Below are 15,388 nucleotides of genomic sequence, written 5' to 3'. Positions count from 1 at the left end.
GCTGGGTCCCGGCTCTGCGCCGCACCGCTACGCGCTGCGTCGCGTCCGGGACTCGAGAGAGGCGGGCGCGGCTCCTGCGCACTCCGTCATTGCGAGCGCAGCGAAGCAATCCAGAATCTTTCCGCGGCGGCAGTCTGGATTGCTTCGCTGCGCTCGCAATGACGAGGATGAAGCAGCTGTGCAGCATAACTTCACTCTCACGCGCACGCATCGCATTTTAGGCAACCGTCATAGTCTCTAACGCGCACTAACCAACACCTGACTTAAAACTGTCATAATCGCCGAATGGAACCCGCGGCTGCGTCCTTTTTACACGGCATTAAGCGCGGCTGCATTGGATGCGCGGGGAAAGTGCGTTGGGGACTGCAATGACTGCCGCGAAGAAGATGCCGGGAAAACCGGCCGCCGAAATGTTTGACGACATCCCGGTGCTTCAACGCAAATGGCGTGCCGCGTTGAAGCCGGGCGAACGGCTGCCGCGCTATGAGGACGTGATGCTTGGGAGCCTCGGACGGCTCGCCGACCACATCGCGCTGCTGAAGAACGATGGCGCGCTCGAATTGTCGCGCAGCGGGCGTTACGTGCAGAAATGGCTCGGCGAGGAGCGCTGGGATATCCCGGTCGCCGAGCTCTCGCCCGATTGCGCCACTGCGCTGTCGGAAGCTGTGGCGAGCGCGCTCGAGAACGGACGTCCGCACCAGGCCAGCGCGCATTGCGTGCGCGACGGCATGGTCCGGACCTACGATGTGCTGGCGCTGCCGACCGCCTCCCGCTGGGGCGCCACGCTGGTTGGCGCCTACATCAACGAGCGCGGCGCGCAATACAATCTCTTGGACGCGATCTTCTCGTCGACCGATGACGCCGTGGTTTCGCTAGCGACGCTGCGCGATGCCGCAGGCAAGCCGTTCGATCTCCAGATCGTGCATCACAACAAGAGCGCCGGTGCGCTGCTGAAGGTCGCGAGCGCGGGCCTGTTGTGGCGGCGGATCGGCGAGGGGAACACGCTATTGGCCGCGCCCGAAATCATGGACTTCCTGCTCAAGGTCGTCTCCGGCGGCCGCGGCGAGCAGCTCGAGATCGAAGACGACGGACGTTACCTTCGGCTCAGTGCCACCGCCTTCGCCGATCTGGTCTCGCTGACGATCTCCGACGTCACCGCGTTGAAGCGGCGCGACGCATCGTTTCGCCTGCTGTTCGACAACAACCCGATGCCGATGTGGGTGTTCGAGGCACAGACCAAGGAATTCCTCAGCGTCAACGATGCCGCGGTCCAGCACTACGGCTACAGCCGCGCCACCTTCCTGCGGATGAAGCTGCACGAGATCTGGCCCGAGGACGAGTGGGACAGCCACGCCGAGGCGCTCGAACGCATCGGCGACACCTATCATTCCTCGCGCAACTGGCGCCATTTGTGTGCCGACGGCAGCGAGATCGAGGTGCTCACTTTCGGCCGCCGTGTCGCCTTCGACGATCGCGACGGCTATCTGGTCGCGGTGGTCGACATCACGGAGCGGCGCAAGGCCGAGGCGCGGATCGCCCACATGGCGCACCATGATGGGCTCACCGATCTGCCGAACCGCGAACATTTCCAGCAGTGCTTGAAGCAGGCGCTCGACCAGGCCGGCGGAAAACGGGTCGGCGTGCTCTATATCGATCTCGACCTGTTCAAGAACATCAACGATTCCTTCGGGCATCCGGTGGGGGATCGCCTGCTGAAGCAAGTTGCCGAACGCCTCACCACCGCGGTCCGCGGCGGCAATCTCGCGGCCCGGCTTGGCGGCGACGAGTTCGCCGTGATCCTGGCAGCCGACGTCTCGCCGAACGAAGCCAGCGCCTGTGCGACCTTGCTGATCGACATGCTGAAGGCGCCTTACGACCTCGACGGCCAGGAGATGGTGATCGGCGCCAGCATCGGCATCGCGCTGTCGCCCGGCGACGGCACGACGTCGGAGGAGTTGATGCGCAATGCCGACATGGCGCTGTACCGGGCGAAGTCCGACGGCGGCGGCGTGCACCATTTCTTCGAGCGCGAGATGGACCTCCAGGCGCAGAAGCGCCGCGACATGGAGCTCGATCTGCGTCGCGCCTTCGCCAATGGCGAGTTCGAGCTGCATTACCAGCCGCTGGTGTCGATCGCGTCCGACCGCATCTCCGGCTTTGAATCGCTGTTGCGCTGGCGTCATCCCGACAAGGGCATGATCTCGCCGGCGGAATTCATTCCGGTCGCCGAGGACATCGGACTCATCACCCAGCTCGGCGAGTGGGTGCTGCGCGAGGCCTGCGCAGAGGCGGTGAAATGGCCTGTCGACGTCAAGGTCGCAGTCAATCTGTCGCCGGCGCAATTCCGCAGCCGCAACCTGGTCCAGGTCGTGATTTCCGCGCTTGCGCAGTCCGGCCTGTCGCCGAAGCGGCTCGAGCTCGAGATCACCGAGTCGATCTTCCTGGCGGAGACCGATGCCAATCTTGCGATCCTGCATCAATTGCGCGAGCTCGGCGTCAGCATCTCCATGGATGATTTCGGCACCGGCTATTCGAGCCTCAGCTATCTCCGTAGCTTCCCGTTCGACAAGATCAAGATCGATCGTTCGTTTGTGAAGGATCTGGCGCAGCGGCCCGATTGCGTCGCGATCGTGCGCGCCATTTCGGGGCTTGGCCGCAGCCTCAACATCACCACGACGGCTGAAGGCGTCGAGACCGAGGATCAGCTCGACTGGCTGCGCGCCGAAGGCTGCAACGAGGTGCAAGGGTTTCTGTTCAGCGCGGCGCGGCCCGCCGCCGAGATCGCAAAGCTGCTGGCCGATTTCGGCCAGCGCGCCTCACGGGCGGCGTAACCCTTCGGGATAGCAGCCGTAGACCAGTTCCTTGAAGGCGGGCGTGATGCGACTGCGCTCGTTCTGGGTCTGCTGCATCAAGAGGTAGACCATGTCGAGCTTGGGATCGACGCCGAAATAGGTGCCGCTGCCTGAGTCCCATTTCAATTCGCCGATCGATCCGGCCGGCGGCGGCTTCGCGTTACCGGGATCGGTGCGCACACCGATGCCGTAGCCATAGCCAAAGCCGTCGCCCGGGAAATAGAAATAGTCGCGTCCCACGCCGGAGCCGGGCCCGACGTGATCGGTCGTCATGGCCTTGAACACGGCGGGGCTGAGGTAACGCTTGCCCTCGAACTCGCCGCCATTGAGCAGCATTTGGGAGAAGCGTTGATAGTCGGTGATGGTGGAGAGCAGCCCGCCGCCGCCAGATTCCCATTCGGGATGGTCGAGGCGGTCGCGCTCGCCGGCGAGCAGGACCGGGTCGCTCGGCAGCGGCCGCGCCATCCGGGCGCGCTCCTCCGGCGTTTTCAGCACGAATTTGGTGCTGTTCATTCCGAGCGGATCGAGAATGCGCTGCTTGAGGAATTCATACAGCGTCTGGCCCGAGATGATCTCGATGACGGCGCCGAGCACGTCGGTGGAATGGCCGTAGCGCCACAGCGTTCCGGGCTGGCGCGTGAGCGGCAGCTTGGCGATGCGGTCGGCGAATTGCCTGTTGTTGAAGGGCCCCTCGAAAATATTGGCGGCCTGGTAAACCTGCATCACCCATGGGGCGCCGATATAGTCGTAGCTGATGCCCGAGGTTTGCCGCAGCAGATCCTCGATGTTGACAGGGCGGATCGGCGGCTCGAGTTCGACCTTCGAGGCGCCCTCCGGCTCCACGCCCACCTTGGTGTGGGCGAAGAGCGGGACGTATTTCGACACGGGGTCGGTGAGCGCGAGCTTGCCCTCGTCGATCAGCATCATCGCGCCCAGGCACGTGATCGGCTTGGTCATCGAGTGGATGGCGAAGATCGTGTCCGGCGTCATGGCGAGGCCGGTCCTGGTGTCGCGCACGCCGAAGTTCTTCAGATACACCGGCTTGCCGTGCTGCTGGACCAGGATCACGGCGCCCGGCAGCCGGCCGCTTCCCACCTCGTTGTCAAAATACGCGGTGATGCGCTCAAGTCCGTCGGCCGACGGGGCAGGGATGTCGGCGGCGCGGCTGCGCCCCATCGTGCCGGCCAGCAGCGCGGCCCCGACCAGAAATTCACGACGCTTCATCCGGGCTTCCTCCCTCGCCGGGATCAAAGCCGCAAGACGCTGGAGGCGTCAACAATACATCGATTAAAAACGCGTCACGATTTCCGAAAGGAACGGTCGCGGACGGTCTTCGCTGGGCTTGGTCGGCGTGCCGATATGGACGAGGCCGGCGAGCTTTTCGTCCGGCTTGAGGCCGAGGCCGTCCAGCACGTCGCGGTCGAAGGCGAACCAGCCGGTCAGCCAGCAGGCGCCGTAGCCGAGCGCGGTCGCGGCCGTGACAATGTTCATGACGCTGGCGCCGGCCGACAATTCCTGCTCGAACGCCGGCACCTTCGGATGCGGCTTGGTGAAGCTGACGATACCGATCACCAGCGGCGCGTCGGTGAGGCGTTTGCGCTCGGTCTCGATGTTCGCCGCCGGCGCGTCCGGATTCTTGCGGGCAAAGACCGTCGCAATGACCTCGCCGGCCCGCTCGCGGGCGTCACCCTCGAAAATGATGAAGCGCCAGGGCGCGAGCTTGCCGTGGTCGGGCACGCGCGCACCGATGGTGAGGATGGTTTCGAGCTCGGCGGGGGAGGGGCCGGGCCCGGTCATCTCGCGCGGCTTGACCGAGCGGCGGGTTTTCAGGAGTTCGATGGCGTCGGGCACTGCGATGTCCTCTTCGGCTGGTCGTCGGGCGTGCCATGCCGAGATAAGCATGCACGCCCGCAACCGGAAGCGAATTTAGATCGATTTCAGGACTCAGGCCGCCTCGCGCGCCCGCCGGACGTCCGGTGGGGTGGCCTCGTCGACGAGGGCGGCGAGCGCCTCCACAGTCGTCATCACCTTCTGGCCGTCGCTGCCGAGCCGGCGGACGGAGACCGACTGCGTCTCGGCCTCCTTCTTGCCGCACACGAGCAGCGCCGGAATCTTGGCCAGCGAGTGCTCGCGGACCTTGTAGTTGATCTTCTCGTTGCGCAGGTCGATCTCGGCCCGAAGCCCCGCGCGCCGGACCTGTTCCAGCACCTGCTTGGCATACTCGTCGGCCTCCGAGGTGATGGTGGTGACCACCACCTGCACCGGGGACAGCCAGAGCGGGAAGTTGCCGGCATAGTGCTCGATCAGGATGCCGATGAAGCGCTCCATCGAGCCGCAGATCGCGCGGTGCACCATCACCGGCGCCTTCTTGCCGCTGTCATGGTCGATGTAGAACGCACCGAACCGCTCCGGCAGGTTGAAGTCGACTTGCGTGGTGCCGCACTGCCAGTCGCGGCCGATGGCGTCGCGCAGCACATATTCGAACTTCGGCCCGTAGAAGGCGCCTTCGCCCGGATTGATCTCGGTCTTGATGTGATTGTTCTGCGACTGGATCTCGCGCAGCACCGTCGCCATCACGCGCTCGGCGTGATCCCACATCGCATCGGTGCCGACGCGCTTCTCGGGCCGGGTCGAGAGCTTCACCGTGAGATCGCCGGTGAAACCGAAATCGGCATAGGTCGATAGAATGAGATCGTTGATCTTGAGGCACTCGTCGGCGAGCTGGTCTTCCATGCAGAAGACGTGCGCGTCGTCCTGGGTGAAGCCGCGCACACGCATCAGGCCATGCATGGCGCCGGACGGCTCATAGCGATGCACCACGCCGAACTCGGCGAGGCGCAACGGCAGGTCGCGGTAGCTCTTCAGGCCGTGCTTGAAGATCTGCACGTGGCCGGGGCAGTTCATCGGCTTCAGCGCAAACCAGCGCTTGTCCTCGGCCTCGTCACCGGCGGACTGCGCCGCGAACATGTTCTCGCGATACCAGCCCCAATGGCCCGAGGTCTCCCACAAGGACTTGTCGAGGATCTGCGGCGCATTGACCTCGCTGTAGTCGCCGGCGAGGCGCCGGCGCATATAGGCGATCAGCTGCTGGAAGATGGTCCAGCCCTTGGCGTGCCAGAACACGACGCCCGGACCTTCTTCCTGGAAGTGGAAGAGGTCGAGCTCGCGCCCGAGCTTGCGATGGTCGCGCTTTTCGGCTTCCTCGATCTGCTTCAGATAAGCGTCGAGGTCCTCCTGCTTCGCGAACGCCGTGCCGTAGATGCGGGTCAGCATCGGGTTGTTGCTGTCGCCGCGCCAATAGGCGCCGGCCACCTTCATCAGCTTGAAGGCGCTGCCGACCTTGCCGGTCGAGGTCATGTGCGGGCCGCGGCAGAGATCGAACCAGTCGCCCTGGTAGTAGATCTTGATCGGTTCGTTGCCGGGAATGGCGTCGACCAGCTCGACCTTGAAGGCCTCGCCCTTGTCGCGGAACACCTGCTTGGTCTTCTCGCGATCCCAGACTTCCTTGGTGAAAGGTTTGTCGCGCGCGATGATCTCGCGCATCTTCTTCTCGATCGCGGCAAAGTCTTCCGGCGTGAACGGCTCGTTGCGGAAGAAGTCGTAGTAGAAGCCGTTCTCGATCACGGGACCGATGGTGACTTGCGTGCCGGGCCACAGCGTCTGCACGGCTTCGGCGAGCACGTGGGCACAGTCGTGGCGGATCAGCTCGAGCGCGCGCGGATCGTCGCGGTTGATCAGCTCGATCTTGGCATCGGCTTCGATGGGATCGTCGAGGTCGGCGACCACGCCGTCGAGCGCCATCGCAACCGTGCGCTTGGCCAGCGACGGCGAAATGCCCTTGGCGATCTCGAGGCCGGTGATGCTCTTGGCGTATTCGCGCCGGGCGCCGTCGGGGAAGGTGAGGGTGATCTTTTCGGGCGGGGTCACGGGTCTCAGATTGCTGAGGCTGTATTGAAAGCCGGATTCGGATTTGGGCTGGTCGGTCATGCTTTTCTCCTGAGGCTCACTCCTGCGAACGAGCGCAGGTAAGCGGGAACGAGCGATATATCAGGCGATTCGGCCTGTGCAATCCGGCATTTCAAAGAAAGTGGCGCGCAAAAGCCGGGGCCGTGAACCAACTATTTCGTGCGATACCCTTTCAATGGCCGCAGGCCCGCTCTACATGCATTTGCATGGAAAATTCGCCTGCCGCCGGCCGTTTCACGCCAACCGCCCTGATGCTCGGCAATCTCGTCACCGGCTGCTCGGTGCTGGCGCCGGCGGGCATGCTGCCGGAATTGGCAACGGGGCTCGACGTCAGCATCCATGCGGCCGGCCTCCTGATTACGTTCGGCGCGATCACGCTGTGCATTGGCTCGCCGCTGACGGCCTGGCTCACGGGTCGCATCGAGCGCCGGACGCTGCTTGCGACCACGCTTGCGGTGCTGGCCCTCGGCAATCTCGGCTCGGCATTTGCCCCCGACTACACAAGTCTCCTCATCATTCGCCTGCTGATGCTGGCGGTCGGCGCGCTCTACACGCCGCAGGCTGCGGGCACGGCGGCGCTGATCGTGCCGGTGAAGCGGCGGGGCAGCACCATCGCCTACATCTTTCTCGGCTGGTCGTTAGCTGCGGCCGTCGGTCTCCCGCTGATTACTTTCATCGCCAGCCGCTATGGCTGGCGCGCGGCCTATGGCGGGATCGGCGCGCTCGGTTGCATCAGCTTCCTGTTGTTGCTGCTGCGCCTGCCGGCGGGCCTGAAGGGCACGCCTGTTGACCTGAAGACCTGGAGCGCGGTCGGCCGCAGCAGGACGATCCTGCTGCTGCTTGCGATCACGATGCTGCAAATGTCCGGTCAGTTTGTGGTGTTCACCTTCATGGGTCCGCTGCTCAAGAAGCTGACCGAGGCGAGCCCGGATGCAATCGGCATGGTGTTCGGCATCTACGGCGTTTGCGGTTTCCTCGGCGTCGTCATCGCGACCCGCATCGTCGACACCTGGGGGCCTTATCGGACGTCGCTGCTGTTCACCTGCCTGCTGTTTGCGGGCATCACCGGCTGGGCGCTCGGTGCGGGGAGCCTGGTGATCATGGCGTTCGCGGTCGCGATCTGGGGCCTCGGCTTTGCCTCAACCAATTCGATGCAGCAAGTGCGGCTGGTCGCGGCTGCGCCGCCGCTCGCATCGGCGACCGTCGCGCTCAACACCTCCGTCCTCTATGTCGGCCAGGCTGTCGGCTCCGCCATCGGCGGGCTGCTGTTCGCCCGCGAACTGCTGCATCCGCTTGGTTTCGTCGCGGTCGGCTTCGTCGTCGTGGCGCTGATCCTCGTGGTTCTGACCCGACCCCGGCCGGCTGCTGCCACCACGGCCTGAAGGGTGCGTTTTCCTATGCGCAAGGTGCTTGGCAAACCACGCGCGGGAGCGCTAGAAGGCGAGGCATGGGGACCAAAGAGAGTTGACTGACATGAGGATGATTCTGGCGGTTGCCGCGGTGCTCTATTCAGCCTCCGCGTTTGCACAAACCGACAAGCCACCCATGGTGGGGGACAAGCCGCTGGTGCAGGTCACGCCCAAGGGGACCAAAGAGGCCGCGGCCAAGCCAGCCGCGGCGCCGAAGGGCAAACCGCAGTCGATCGCGGCACGGCTCCAGGCCTGCCTCGACCTCGATGACGGCACCAAGGACCGCCTCAACTGCTACGACGCCGTGATCGCGCCGCAGCCGAAGCCGAAACCGGCGAAGGCCAAGGGTTACGCCGATTGCCGCTTCTTCAAGGAAGAGGACGAGCGGCTGGCCTGCTTCAACGGCTTCGCCGAGAGCATTCCGAAGCTGCCCAAGACCTGAACATCAAGACCTGACCATCAATACCTGAAGATCAAGAGCCGAGGTCTGGAAGCCGGACGGCTAGTCGCTGATCCGGCTGAGCACGGCCCTGAAGGCAACGCCCGGCACCTGCAGCGCGGTGCCTTCGAATTCCGCCGTGTCGCCGTCCTCACGGCCGGCCAGCGTCAGCGTGATCCTGTCGTGCCCGAACAGCGGCTTGAAGGACGGATCGTCGTTGTAGCGCTGGGTCGAAATCTTGACCTTGATGCTGTCGCCTTCGCCCATGTAGGTCCCGATGAAAGCGAAGGCGGAATTGCCGCCGCGCATCTTGCCATCCGTCACATAGACGACGCCGCAGCCGGTTCCATGAACCGTGTGGAAGTCGACCTTATACAGTCCCTGACGCACCGTCTGTCCCCGCAGAATTCAAGCTAAAATTTGGCCGGCAAATTATGATCGTTGCCAGCGGAAGCAATCCGGTGGCTCCCGGGGATGTCGGCCATCAACATCACATTTTGATCAAAGCCTGCGACAATTGCGAGCAGCGCGGCCGAATGCCGACGCGCGCAATATCGGCTAGCGGCTCGATGCGGCCGGATTGGTGGACGCAACGCGCGTCAGCGCCAACGACGGCGTCGCCGACATCTTCACGAGCACGTCCTTGAGCGGGTCCCGGGTCCAGGCGCGCGTCACATAATCACGATGCGTGATCCCGTCGCCGGTTTCGACGAACACCACGCTGCCGGGACGGAGTGGCCCGTCCATGTCCTCGGAGACGCTGATGCCCTTTTGCCGCAACATGCTCATCAGCTCGCGGTCGCGCCGCGCGGTGTAGCGGGTGTAGGAGCTGACGAAGAAGCCGGAGCGGTGGCTCTCGATCCAGGAGGCGAACTTGTCCATTTCGCCGTAGACGGCATCGAGCAGGACGACGCCGCGGACGCGGTCGCTGATGCCGCCGACCTCGAGGCTCCAGGCCGTCGGCAGGAAGCCGCCGCTATAGCCGACGATCACGATCGGCATGTTGGCGAAGGCGCGGGCGTTGTTGGGATCGCCGGTGAGCCGGGCCAGATGGGCCGCCGACTCTTCCATGAAGCGCTTGAGGCCGCCCGCCTGCCAGAACTTGCCGGCGCTGGAATCGGCGGCATCGACCGCCATCTGCGGCGCCAGCAGGATGGCGTTGGCGCCGGAATCGGTGACCTGCTGCGGTACGAGTTGGCGGTCGCGCACGTCGCGCTCCAGCGTTGCGCCGTTGCCGTGGAAGAACACCACGATCACGCCGGGCTTGCGCACGTCGAAATGCTCGGGCACGTGCATCAGCACGCGGCTGTCGCTGTAGGTCTCGTCCTGCCAGTAGACGCGCCCGGAATAGCTGCGGTGGCCGCGGCGATCGCCCTTGGAGATGTTGAGGAACGGCGCGTCGGAGGCGGGGTTGTTGCCGAAATAGGGGAAGGCCGACGATTTCATGCTGACGAGTGTCGTCAGGTCTTCACGTGCCGGACGCTGGTAGGGGATTTGCGGTGCGAGTGAGGCGACCTTGTACGGCGCCTGCTCCGGCTGAGGCTGCTGCTGGACGGCGCGTTTGGGCGAGAAGTCCGACATCTGCCGTTGCAGAAGACTCTCGCTCGCCGACGGGAAGCGCTCCTTGAATTGCGGGGCGGGGAAGCGATCCTCGAACGTGTCGCTGCTTGCGACCTGAGGATTGGTCTTCGCGACGATTTGGACGTTGGCCTGCGAGTTCGCCGCGAGCGCCGCCGGGTTGGGGGCCCTGCCGCATTGAACCAGCGTGAGCGACAGCGGCACCAAGGCTGAGACCAGCGCGATCCGGCGCGCACCACTGCGCGCGCCGGACAGCGTCCGATCAGCACGAATGTCAGCTCTCAATTTCGGAGCGGCCCCGACCATCCACCCATGACCCCAAGTCATGTCCACAAGCCCAGCGGCAATATTCAAGCTAATTGAGCCGACTGGCGTTTAGGCGACGTTAAGTGTCCGGATAAACTTCCCCAAATCCGGAATGCTCAAAGGGACCATGCAATCGTGTCCTGATTGTGGGGGTGCGAAACGGGATTCTCAGGTGTTTGCGGGGCTTTGTTGCCCAGGATCGTGCACAAAAGGTGCCGCAATACCGATTCCATTCGCCTCATTTAACCCTTGTTAACCCTGCTTGAATTGACTGGACCAGACTGCACGATGCTCTCCACGACACGTGCCGCCTGAGGTTGAGGACCCCGATGACGGCATCAGATGCGGGACCCGCGCCCTGGACTGGCCGGCTGACGGGGAGCGGGCCGGGGGTCTCCGTTCTGGTCGCAACCGCCATCGTCGTTGCCGACATGATCGGGGTCGGCGTCTTCACCAGCCTCGGCTTCCAGGTCAAGGACATCCCGTCCGGCTTCTCGATCCTGTTGCTATGGACCATCGGCGGCATCGTCGCGCTGTGCGGGGTGTTCTCCTACAGCGAGCTCGGCGCCATGTTTCCGCGCTCGAGCGGTGAGTACAATTTCCTCGGCCGCGCCTATCATCCCGCCTTCGGCTTTCTCGCCGGCTGGGTCTCGGCGACAGTTGGCTTCGCAGCGCCCGTCGCGCTTGCGGCGATGGCGTTCGGCGAATACGCGAAATCGGTCGTCCCCGATCTGCCGCCGATCCCGCTTGCCATCGGCGTGGTGTGGCTGGTCTCGATCGTGCAATTGACCGGCGTCAGGCACTCCTCGACCTTCCAGCTGATCTCGACCATCCTCAAGGTCGTGCTGATCGTCGCCTTCCTGCTCGCCGGCTTCGTGATCGGCACGCCGCAGCCGATTGTCTTCACGCCACAGCCGGGTGATCTCGCGCATATCGTCAGCGCGCCCTTCGCGATCGGGCTCGTCTTCGTGATGTACTCGTTCTCGGGCTGGAATGCCGCGACCTACATCACCGGCGAGATGAACATGCCGCAGCGCGATCTGCCGCGCGCGCTGCTCGCGGGCACGCTGATCGTGCTGGTCCTGTACGTCGCGCTGAACGCGGTGTTTCTCTACTCGACGCCGGTCGGTGCGCTGGCCGGCCAGCTCGATGTTGCCAGCGTCGCCGGCAGTGCGATCTTCGGCAACCTCGGCGGCCGGATCGTCGGTGCGATGATCTGCGTCGGCCTGATCTCCTCGATCAGCGCGATGATGTGGATCGGCCCGCGCGTGATGATGACGATGGGCGAGGACATTCCGGCCCTGCGCGTGTTCTCGAAGCGATCGGTGAGCGGCGCGCCGGCCTATGCCATCCTGTTTCAGCTTGCCGTCGCCAATCTGCTGCTGTTCACGCGCAGCTTCGAGGCGGTGCTCGACTTCATCCAGTTCGCGCTGTTGTTCTGCTCGTTCTTCACGGTCGCCGGCGTCGTCAAGCTGCGCATCACCGATCCCGACCTGCCGCGGCCCTATCGCGCCTGGGGATACCCGTTCACGCCGCTCGTTTTCCTGCTCGTGACCGCGTTCATGATGTACTACCTGTTGACCGAGCGGCCGGTGCAGTCGCTGGCGGGGATGCTGCTCATGCTCTCGGGCCTGTTGATCTATGCTGTTTTCCGCAGGCGGCCGGTCGCCGCTGGTACGTCATCACATCGCGAATAGACATGTTTCGACCCATGAGAATTGCGGCCGTCGCTCTTGCCCTGCTGGCCGCGGCCGTCTCGTCTGCACGTGCCGCCGACGTCACCTTCGATGATACCGCGCGCTTTCTCGCGGGCATGCAGCCTTCGCCGGACTCGCCGCTGGTGCCGCTCACCAAAGACCCGGGCTGGCAGCGCCACGCAAAATTCTTCGACGGCGCCTTCGCCCAGCTCGAGCAGCGGCAGCTCTCGAAGATCCGCAATTGGGCCGACGTCAATCTGGCCGCGCCCCGGCCGACCATGTTCTACTTGTTCAGCGGCCCCGACTTCCTCTACGCCGATGCGTTCTACTCCAAGGCCAGCACCTACGTGCTCGGCGCGCTGGAGCCGGTCGGCGCGGTGCCTGACCTGACGCGGCTGCCGCGCGGCTCGGTCGGTGCCGCGCTCTACAATGTCGAGCGTTCGCTCGGCTCGATCCTGAGCTTCTCCTTCTTCATCACCAAGCACATGAAGGTCGACCTGCACGCCAACCAGGTCAACGGCACGTTGCCGATCCTCTATGTCTTCCTCGCGCGCTCCGGCAAGACCATCCGCAATGTCGAGATGATCGCGCTCGACGACAAGGGCGGGGTGCATACGGGAGGCGACAATCCGGGACGGAACGCGACGCGCGGTGTCCGCATCACCTTTGCCGGAAGCGACGGCGAGGCGCGCACGCTGTACTATTTCTCGACCGATCTCTCCAATGCCAGCGCGCGCAACACGGGATTTCTGAAATTCTGCGAGACGCTCGGGCCCGGCAACAGCCTGCTCAAGAGCGCGTCCTATCTCCTGCACAAGGGCGACTTCTCCGTCGCTCGCAACTGGCTGCTGGCCAACAGCGCGACCATCATCCAGGACGATTCCGGCATTCCGCTTGCGAACTACAATGCGCAACAGTGGCGGTTCTTCCCGTTCGGCCGCTATCTCGGACCGATCGACGAATTCCCCGGCCGCTACCAGGAGCGCTACGCCGAACTGTTCACGCGCGCCCAGCCGATCGATTTCGGCGTCGGCTATCGCTGGCGGACGCATGAATCGAACTTGCTGCTGTCGGTGAGGGTGCCGGGAAGCGAGACGGCGCCGGCTGCGGAGACCACCTCGTCCGCCGAGCCGTCGCCAAAGCCGCCGCGTCCGAAGCGGCTGCGTCCGCCCGAGTCGATCCCACCAGCGCCCGGCCGGTTTTTCTGGTTTCGTTAGGTTGCCTGTTGAGGCGGGTGCCACCGGCTCAGGGCGATGACAACCAGCCGTACGAACGCGAACGCCATCTGATGATATGTCGCCAAACCCGGTCCAGATCGGCTGGTGCTCGATCTCTAACGTCCAGCCTACCAGTGCACGCTCTGGCTCGGCACGATGAAGGCCGTGGTGCTCGGCGCCGTGGCAATGCTCGTTGCCAGATACCAGCCGGAGCCGACGACGAGCGCCAGCAGCGCAATGATGGCAATCATGTCGAGGGTTCTTGGGTCGTGATGCCCTCTGGAACCAGGATGTGGACCAAGCCTGAAGTGAAAGTGAGGGCTGATTTTCCAGCGCATTCTTGTTTCCTCCCGTGGGAGCATCACAACAACGCGAGGGGGAAGTTCCGGTTCCATTCAAGGCAGCGATGCGCGAAGCGCCGCGGCGTTCCTGGTGATATTCAGGACGCGTTGACGCCGCGCCACCTGCCATAGCGCCAGGGCAGATACCAGCGCGCCGCTTGCGGTGCGGTGAGGGGCACGTTGTCGATTCCCGATGTGCCGAAAGGATTGCAGCGAAGCAGTCGCGCGAGCGTCATCCAGCCGCCGGCCCAGAGCCCGAACCGTTCGATCGCCTCGTCGCCATAGACGGAGCAGGTCGGCAGGTGCCGGCAATTGTAGCCGACCAGCGGCGAGAGCGTGTGGCGGTAGAGCCAGATCAGTGCGCGGCCGAATCGGCGCGGGAGCCGGAGCGCACCCTCGATGGGAGTGGAACAGTGCTCGCAGGTTGAATGCTTCATGGGCGCTGTGCTGCGATCGTGAGCGAGGTATTGCGCGGTTCCGGCGCAGGGAACCGCAAGTTGTTGTTTCTGCGCCATATTTCCCGTGCTTTTTGGGAGCAGTGCAGCAAGTACCTGTGGACGATCTGTATTCCCCCGGATACCATTTTTATGACGACCGTGTGTAGAAACATACGCCCGTATGATGGACTCAGAGGGCGCTACCGAGGACTGTTGGGGAACCTTTGGGGCTTGGGGAAGGAACCAGATTGAGACTTCTGAACTCCCTCGACCGTCGCGGCTGGTTGTTGCTTGGGGCAGCCGCACTTGGCGCCGCGCTCTTCGGAGCTGTGGCCACGACCGGCACAACGGCTCATGCCGGTGCCGCCCTTGAAGAGCGCAAGCTGCCGATGAAGTTCAACTGGGTCGCCTGCGACCCGAACTGCCGCGGCTGGGTCAGCGCGGTCGGCATCATCACCGCCGATACGCCGAGGGATTTCGAGGAGTTTTCGCGCGGGCGCCAACTTGGCGGCGCGACCGTGGTGCTCGACTCCAGCGGCGGTTCCGTCAACGACGCGATCACGCTCGGCCGGCGCTTCCGCAATCTCGGACTTTCGACCACCGTCGGCATCAGCATTCAGAACCGCAGCGGGCAGTCGGCCCGTCCGGCGGTTGCGCCCGAAGCCTATTGCGAATCCATGTGCGTGTTCCTGCTGCTGGCCGGCAAGAAGCGCTACGTGCCGGAAGCAGCTCACGTCCGGGTCCACCAGATCTGGATGGGCGATCGTGCCGACGATGCCAAGGCGGCGAGCTACAGCGCGCAGGACTTGATGATCGTGGAGCGCGACATCGGCCGGCTCGCCAAATACACGTTCGATATGGGCGGCGCCGGCGACCTGCTCTCGCTCGCGCTCAGCGTGCCGCCGTGGGAAGATCTGCACGAACTGGATACTGGCGAACTGAAGCTCACCAATCTCGTCACCACCAATCTGGTGGCCGACGTGCTGCCGCACGTGGACGTCGCTGCGCCCGCGGTGGCGGAACTTGCACCGAAGACCCAGGCGAGGTTCGGCGCGGAAGCGGAACCGCAGCCCGTCAAGTCGACCAAGACGGCGGAAGCCGTGGTGCCGACCGGTGCGGCGCAAAGCGCGGGCTCGCAGAAGTAGG

At 64.3% G+C, this 15,388-nt stretch carries 13 protein-coding genes; 6 read left to right on the top strand and 7 right to left on the bottom strand.

Annotation, left to right across the window (positions count from 1 at the left end; translation table 11 throughout):
* The first annotated feature begins 368 nt into the window (after positions 1-368).
* Positions 369-2,831, top strand: coding sequence for a putative bifunctional diguanylate cyclase/phosphodiesterase (locus tag ABIB95_RS08085; RefSeq protein ID WP_354124975.1), 2,463 nt, complete (start codon positions 369-371; stop codon positions 2,829-2,831).
* On the opposite strand, the gene ABIB95_RS08080 is transcribed toward ABIB95_RS08085, so the two are convergent.
* The 3 genes from ABIB95_RS08080 to thrS all read right to left on the bottom strand — a co-directional run bounded on the left by ABIB95_RS08080 (position 2,817) and on the right by thrS (position 6,839).
* Entirely contained in the window at positions 2,817-4,076 is a 1,260-nt protein-coding gene (locus ABIB95_RS08080; protein ID WP_354238566.1) for a serine hydrolase domain-containing protein, read from the bottom strand. The genes ABIB95_RS08085 and ABIB95_RS08080 overlap by 15 nt on opposite strands.
* Before the next feature lie 63 nt (positions 4,077-4,139).
* Complete coding sequence (locus tag ABIB95_RS08075) at positions 4,140-4,703, bottom strand: nitroreductase family protein (protein ID WP_028154760.1); 564 nt, start codon at positions 4,701-4,703, stop codon at positions 4,140-4,142.
* Between the two features lie 93 nt (positions 4,704-4,796).
* Positions 4,797-6,839, bottom strand: coding sequence for a threonine--tRNA ligase (thrS, locus tag ABIB95_RS08070; protein WP_354175115.1), 2,043 nt, complete (start codon positions 6,837-6,839; stop codon positions 4,797-4,799).
* A gap of 185 nt (positions 6,840-7,024) precedes the next feature.
* On the opposite strand from thrS, the gene ABIB95_RS08065 reads away from it, so the two are divergent.
* Both ABIB95_RS08065 and ABIB95_RS08060 read left to right on the top strand, forming a co-directional pair.
* Positions 7,025-8,200, top strand: coding sequence for an MFS transporter (locus ABIB95_RS08065; RefSeq protein ID WP_354238564.1), 1,176 nt, complete (start codon positions 7,025-7,027; stop codon positions 8,198-8,200).
* A 91-nt stretch (positions 8,201-8,291) separates the two neighbouring features.
* On the top strand, positions 8,292-8,669 hold the full coding sequence (locus ABIB95_RS08060; RefSeq protein ID WP_028150242.1) for a hypothetical protein: 378 nt from the start codon (positions 8,292-8,294) through the stop codon (positions 8,667-8,669).
* Positions 8,670-8,729: 60 nt separating this feature from the next.
* Here ABIB95_RS08060 and ABIB95_RS08055 read toward each other — a convergent pair whose 3' ends face one another.
* Both ABIB95_RS08055 and ABIB95_RS08050 read right to left on the bottom strand, forming a co-directional pair.
* On the bottom strand, positions 8,730-9,056 hold the full coding sequence (locus ABIB95_RS08055; RefSeq protein WP_354238562.1) for a GrlR family regulatory protein: 327 nt from the start codon (positions 9,054-9,056) through the stop codon (positions 8,730-8,732).
* Positions 9,057-9,224: 168 nt separating this feature from the next.
* On the bottom strand, positions 9,225-10,550 hold the full coding sequence (locus tag ABIB95_RS08050; RefSeq protein ID WP_071912671.1) for an alpha/beta hydrolase: 1,326 nt from the start codon (positions 10,548-10,550) through the stop codon (positions 9,225-9,227).
* A 329-nt stretch (positions 10,551-10,879) separates the two neighbouring features.
* On the opposite strand from ABIB95_RS08050, the gene ABIB95_RS08045 reads away from it, so the two are divergent.
* Together ABIB95_RS08045 and ABIB95_RS08040 are read left to right on the top strand one after the other, a co-directional pair.
* Positions 10,880-12,247: an APC family permease gene (locus ABIB95_RS08045; RefSeq protein WP_354238560.1), complete on the top strand. Its 1,368-nt coding sequence runs from the start codon at positions 10,880-10,882 to the stop codon at positions 12,245-12,247.
* Positions 12,248-12,249: 2 nt separating this feature from the next.
* Positions 12,250-13,464 (top strand): hypothetical protein, encoded by a 1,215-nt coding sequence (locus ABIB95_RS08040; protein ID WP_354238558.1) that lies wholly within the window; start codon positions 12,250-12,252, stop codon positions 13,462-13,464.
* Between the two features lie 128 nt (positions 13,465-13,592).
* Here ABIB95_RS08040 and ABIB95_RS08035 read toward each other — a convergent pair whose 3' ends face one another.
* Positions 13,593-13,802, bottom strand: a complete 210-nt coding sequence (locus tag ABIB95_RS08035; protein WP_354238556.1) for a hypothetical protein — start codon at positions 13,800-13,802, stop codon at positions 13,593-13,595.
* A gap of 101 nt (positions 13,803-13,903) precedes the next feature.
* A complete protein-coding gene (gene yidD, locus ABIB95_RS08030) occupies positions 13,904-14,242 on the bottom strand; it encodes a membrane protein insertion efficiency factor YidD (RefSeq protein ID WP_354238554.1) in 339 nt (112 codons plus the stop codon).
* Between the two features lie 248 nt (positions 14,243-14,490).
* On the opposite strand from yidD, the gene ABIB95_RS08025 reads away from it, so the two are divergent.
* Positions 14,491-15,387 (top strand): COG3904 family protein, encoded by an 897-nt coding sequence (locus ABIB95_RS08025; protein ID WP_354238552.1) that lies wholly within the window; start codon positions 14,491-14,493, stop codon positions 15,385-15,387.
* Position 15,388 lies beyond the last annotated feature (1 nt).

The organism is Bradyrhizobium sp. LA2.1, assembly GCF_040547725.1.
Classification (GTDB): domain Bacteria; phylum Pseudomonadota; class Alphaproteobacteria; order Rhizobiales; family Xanthobacteraceae; genus Bradyrhizobium; species Bradyrhizobium barranii.
This window is presented reverse-complemented; position numbering and strand designations above follow the sequence as displayed.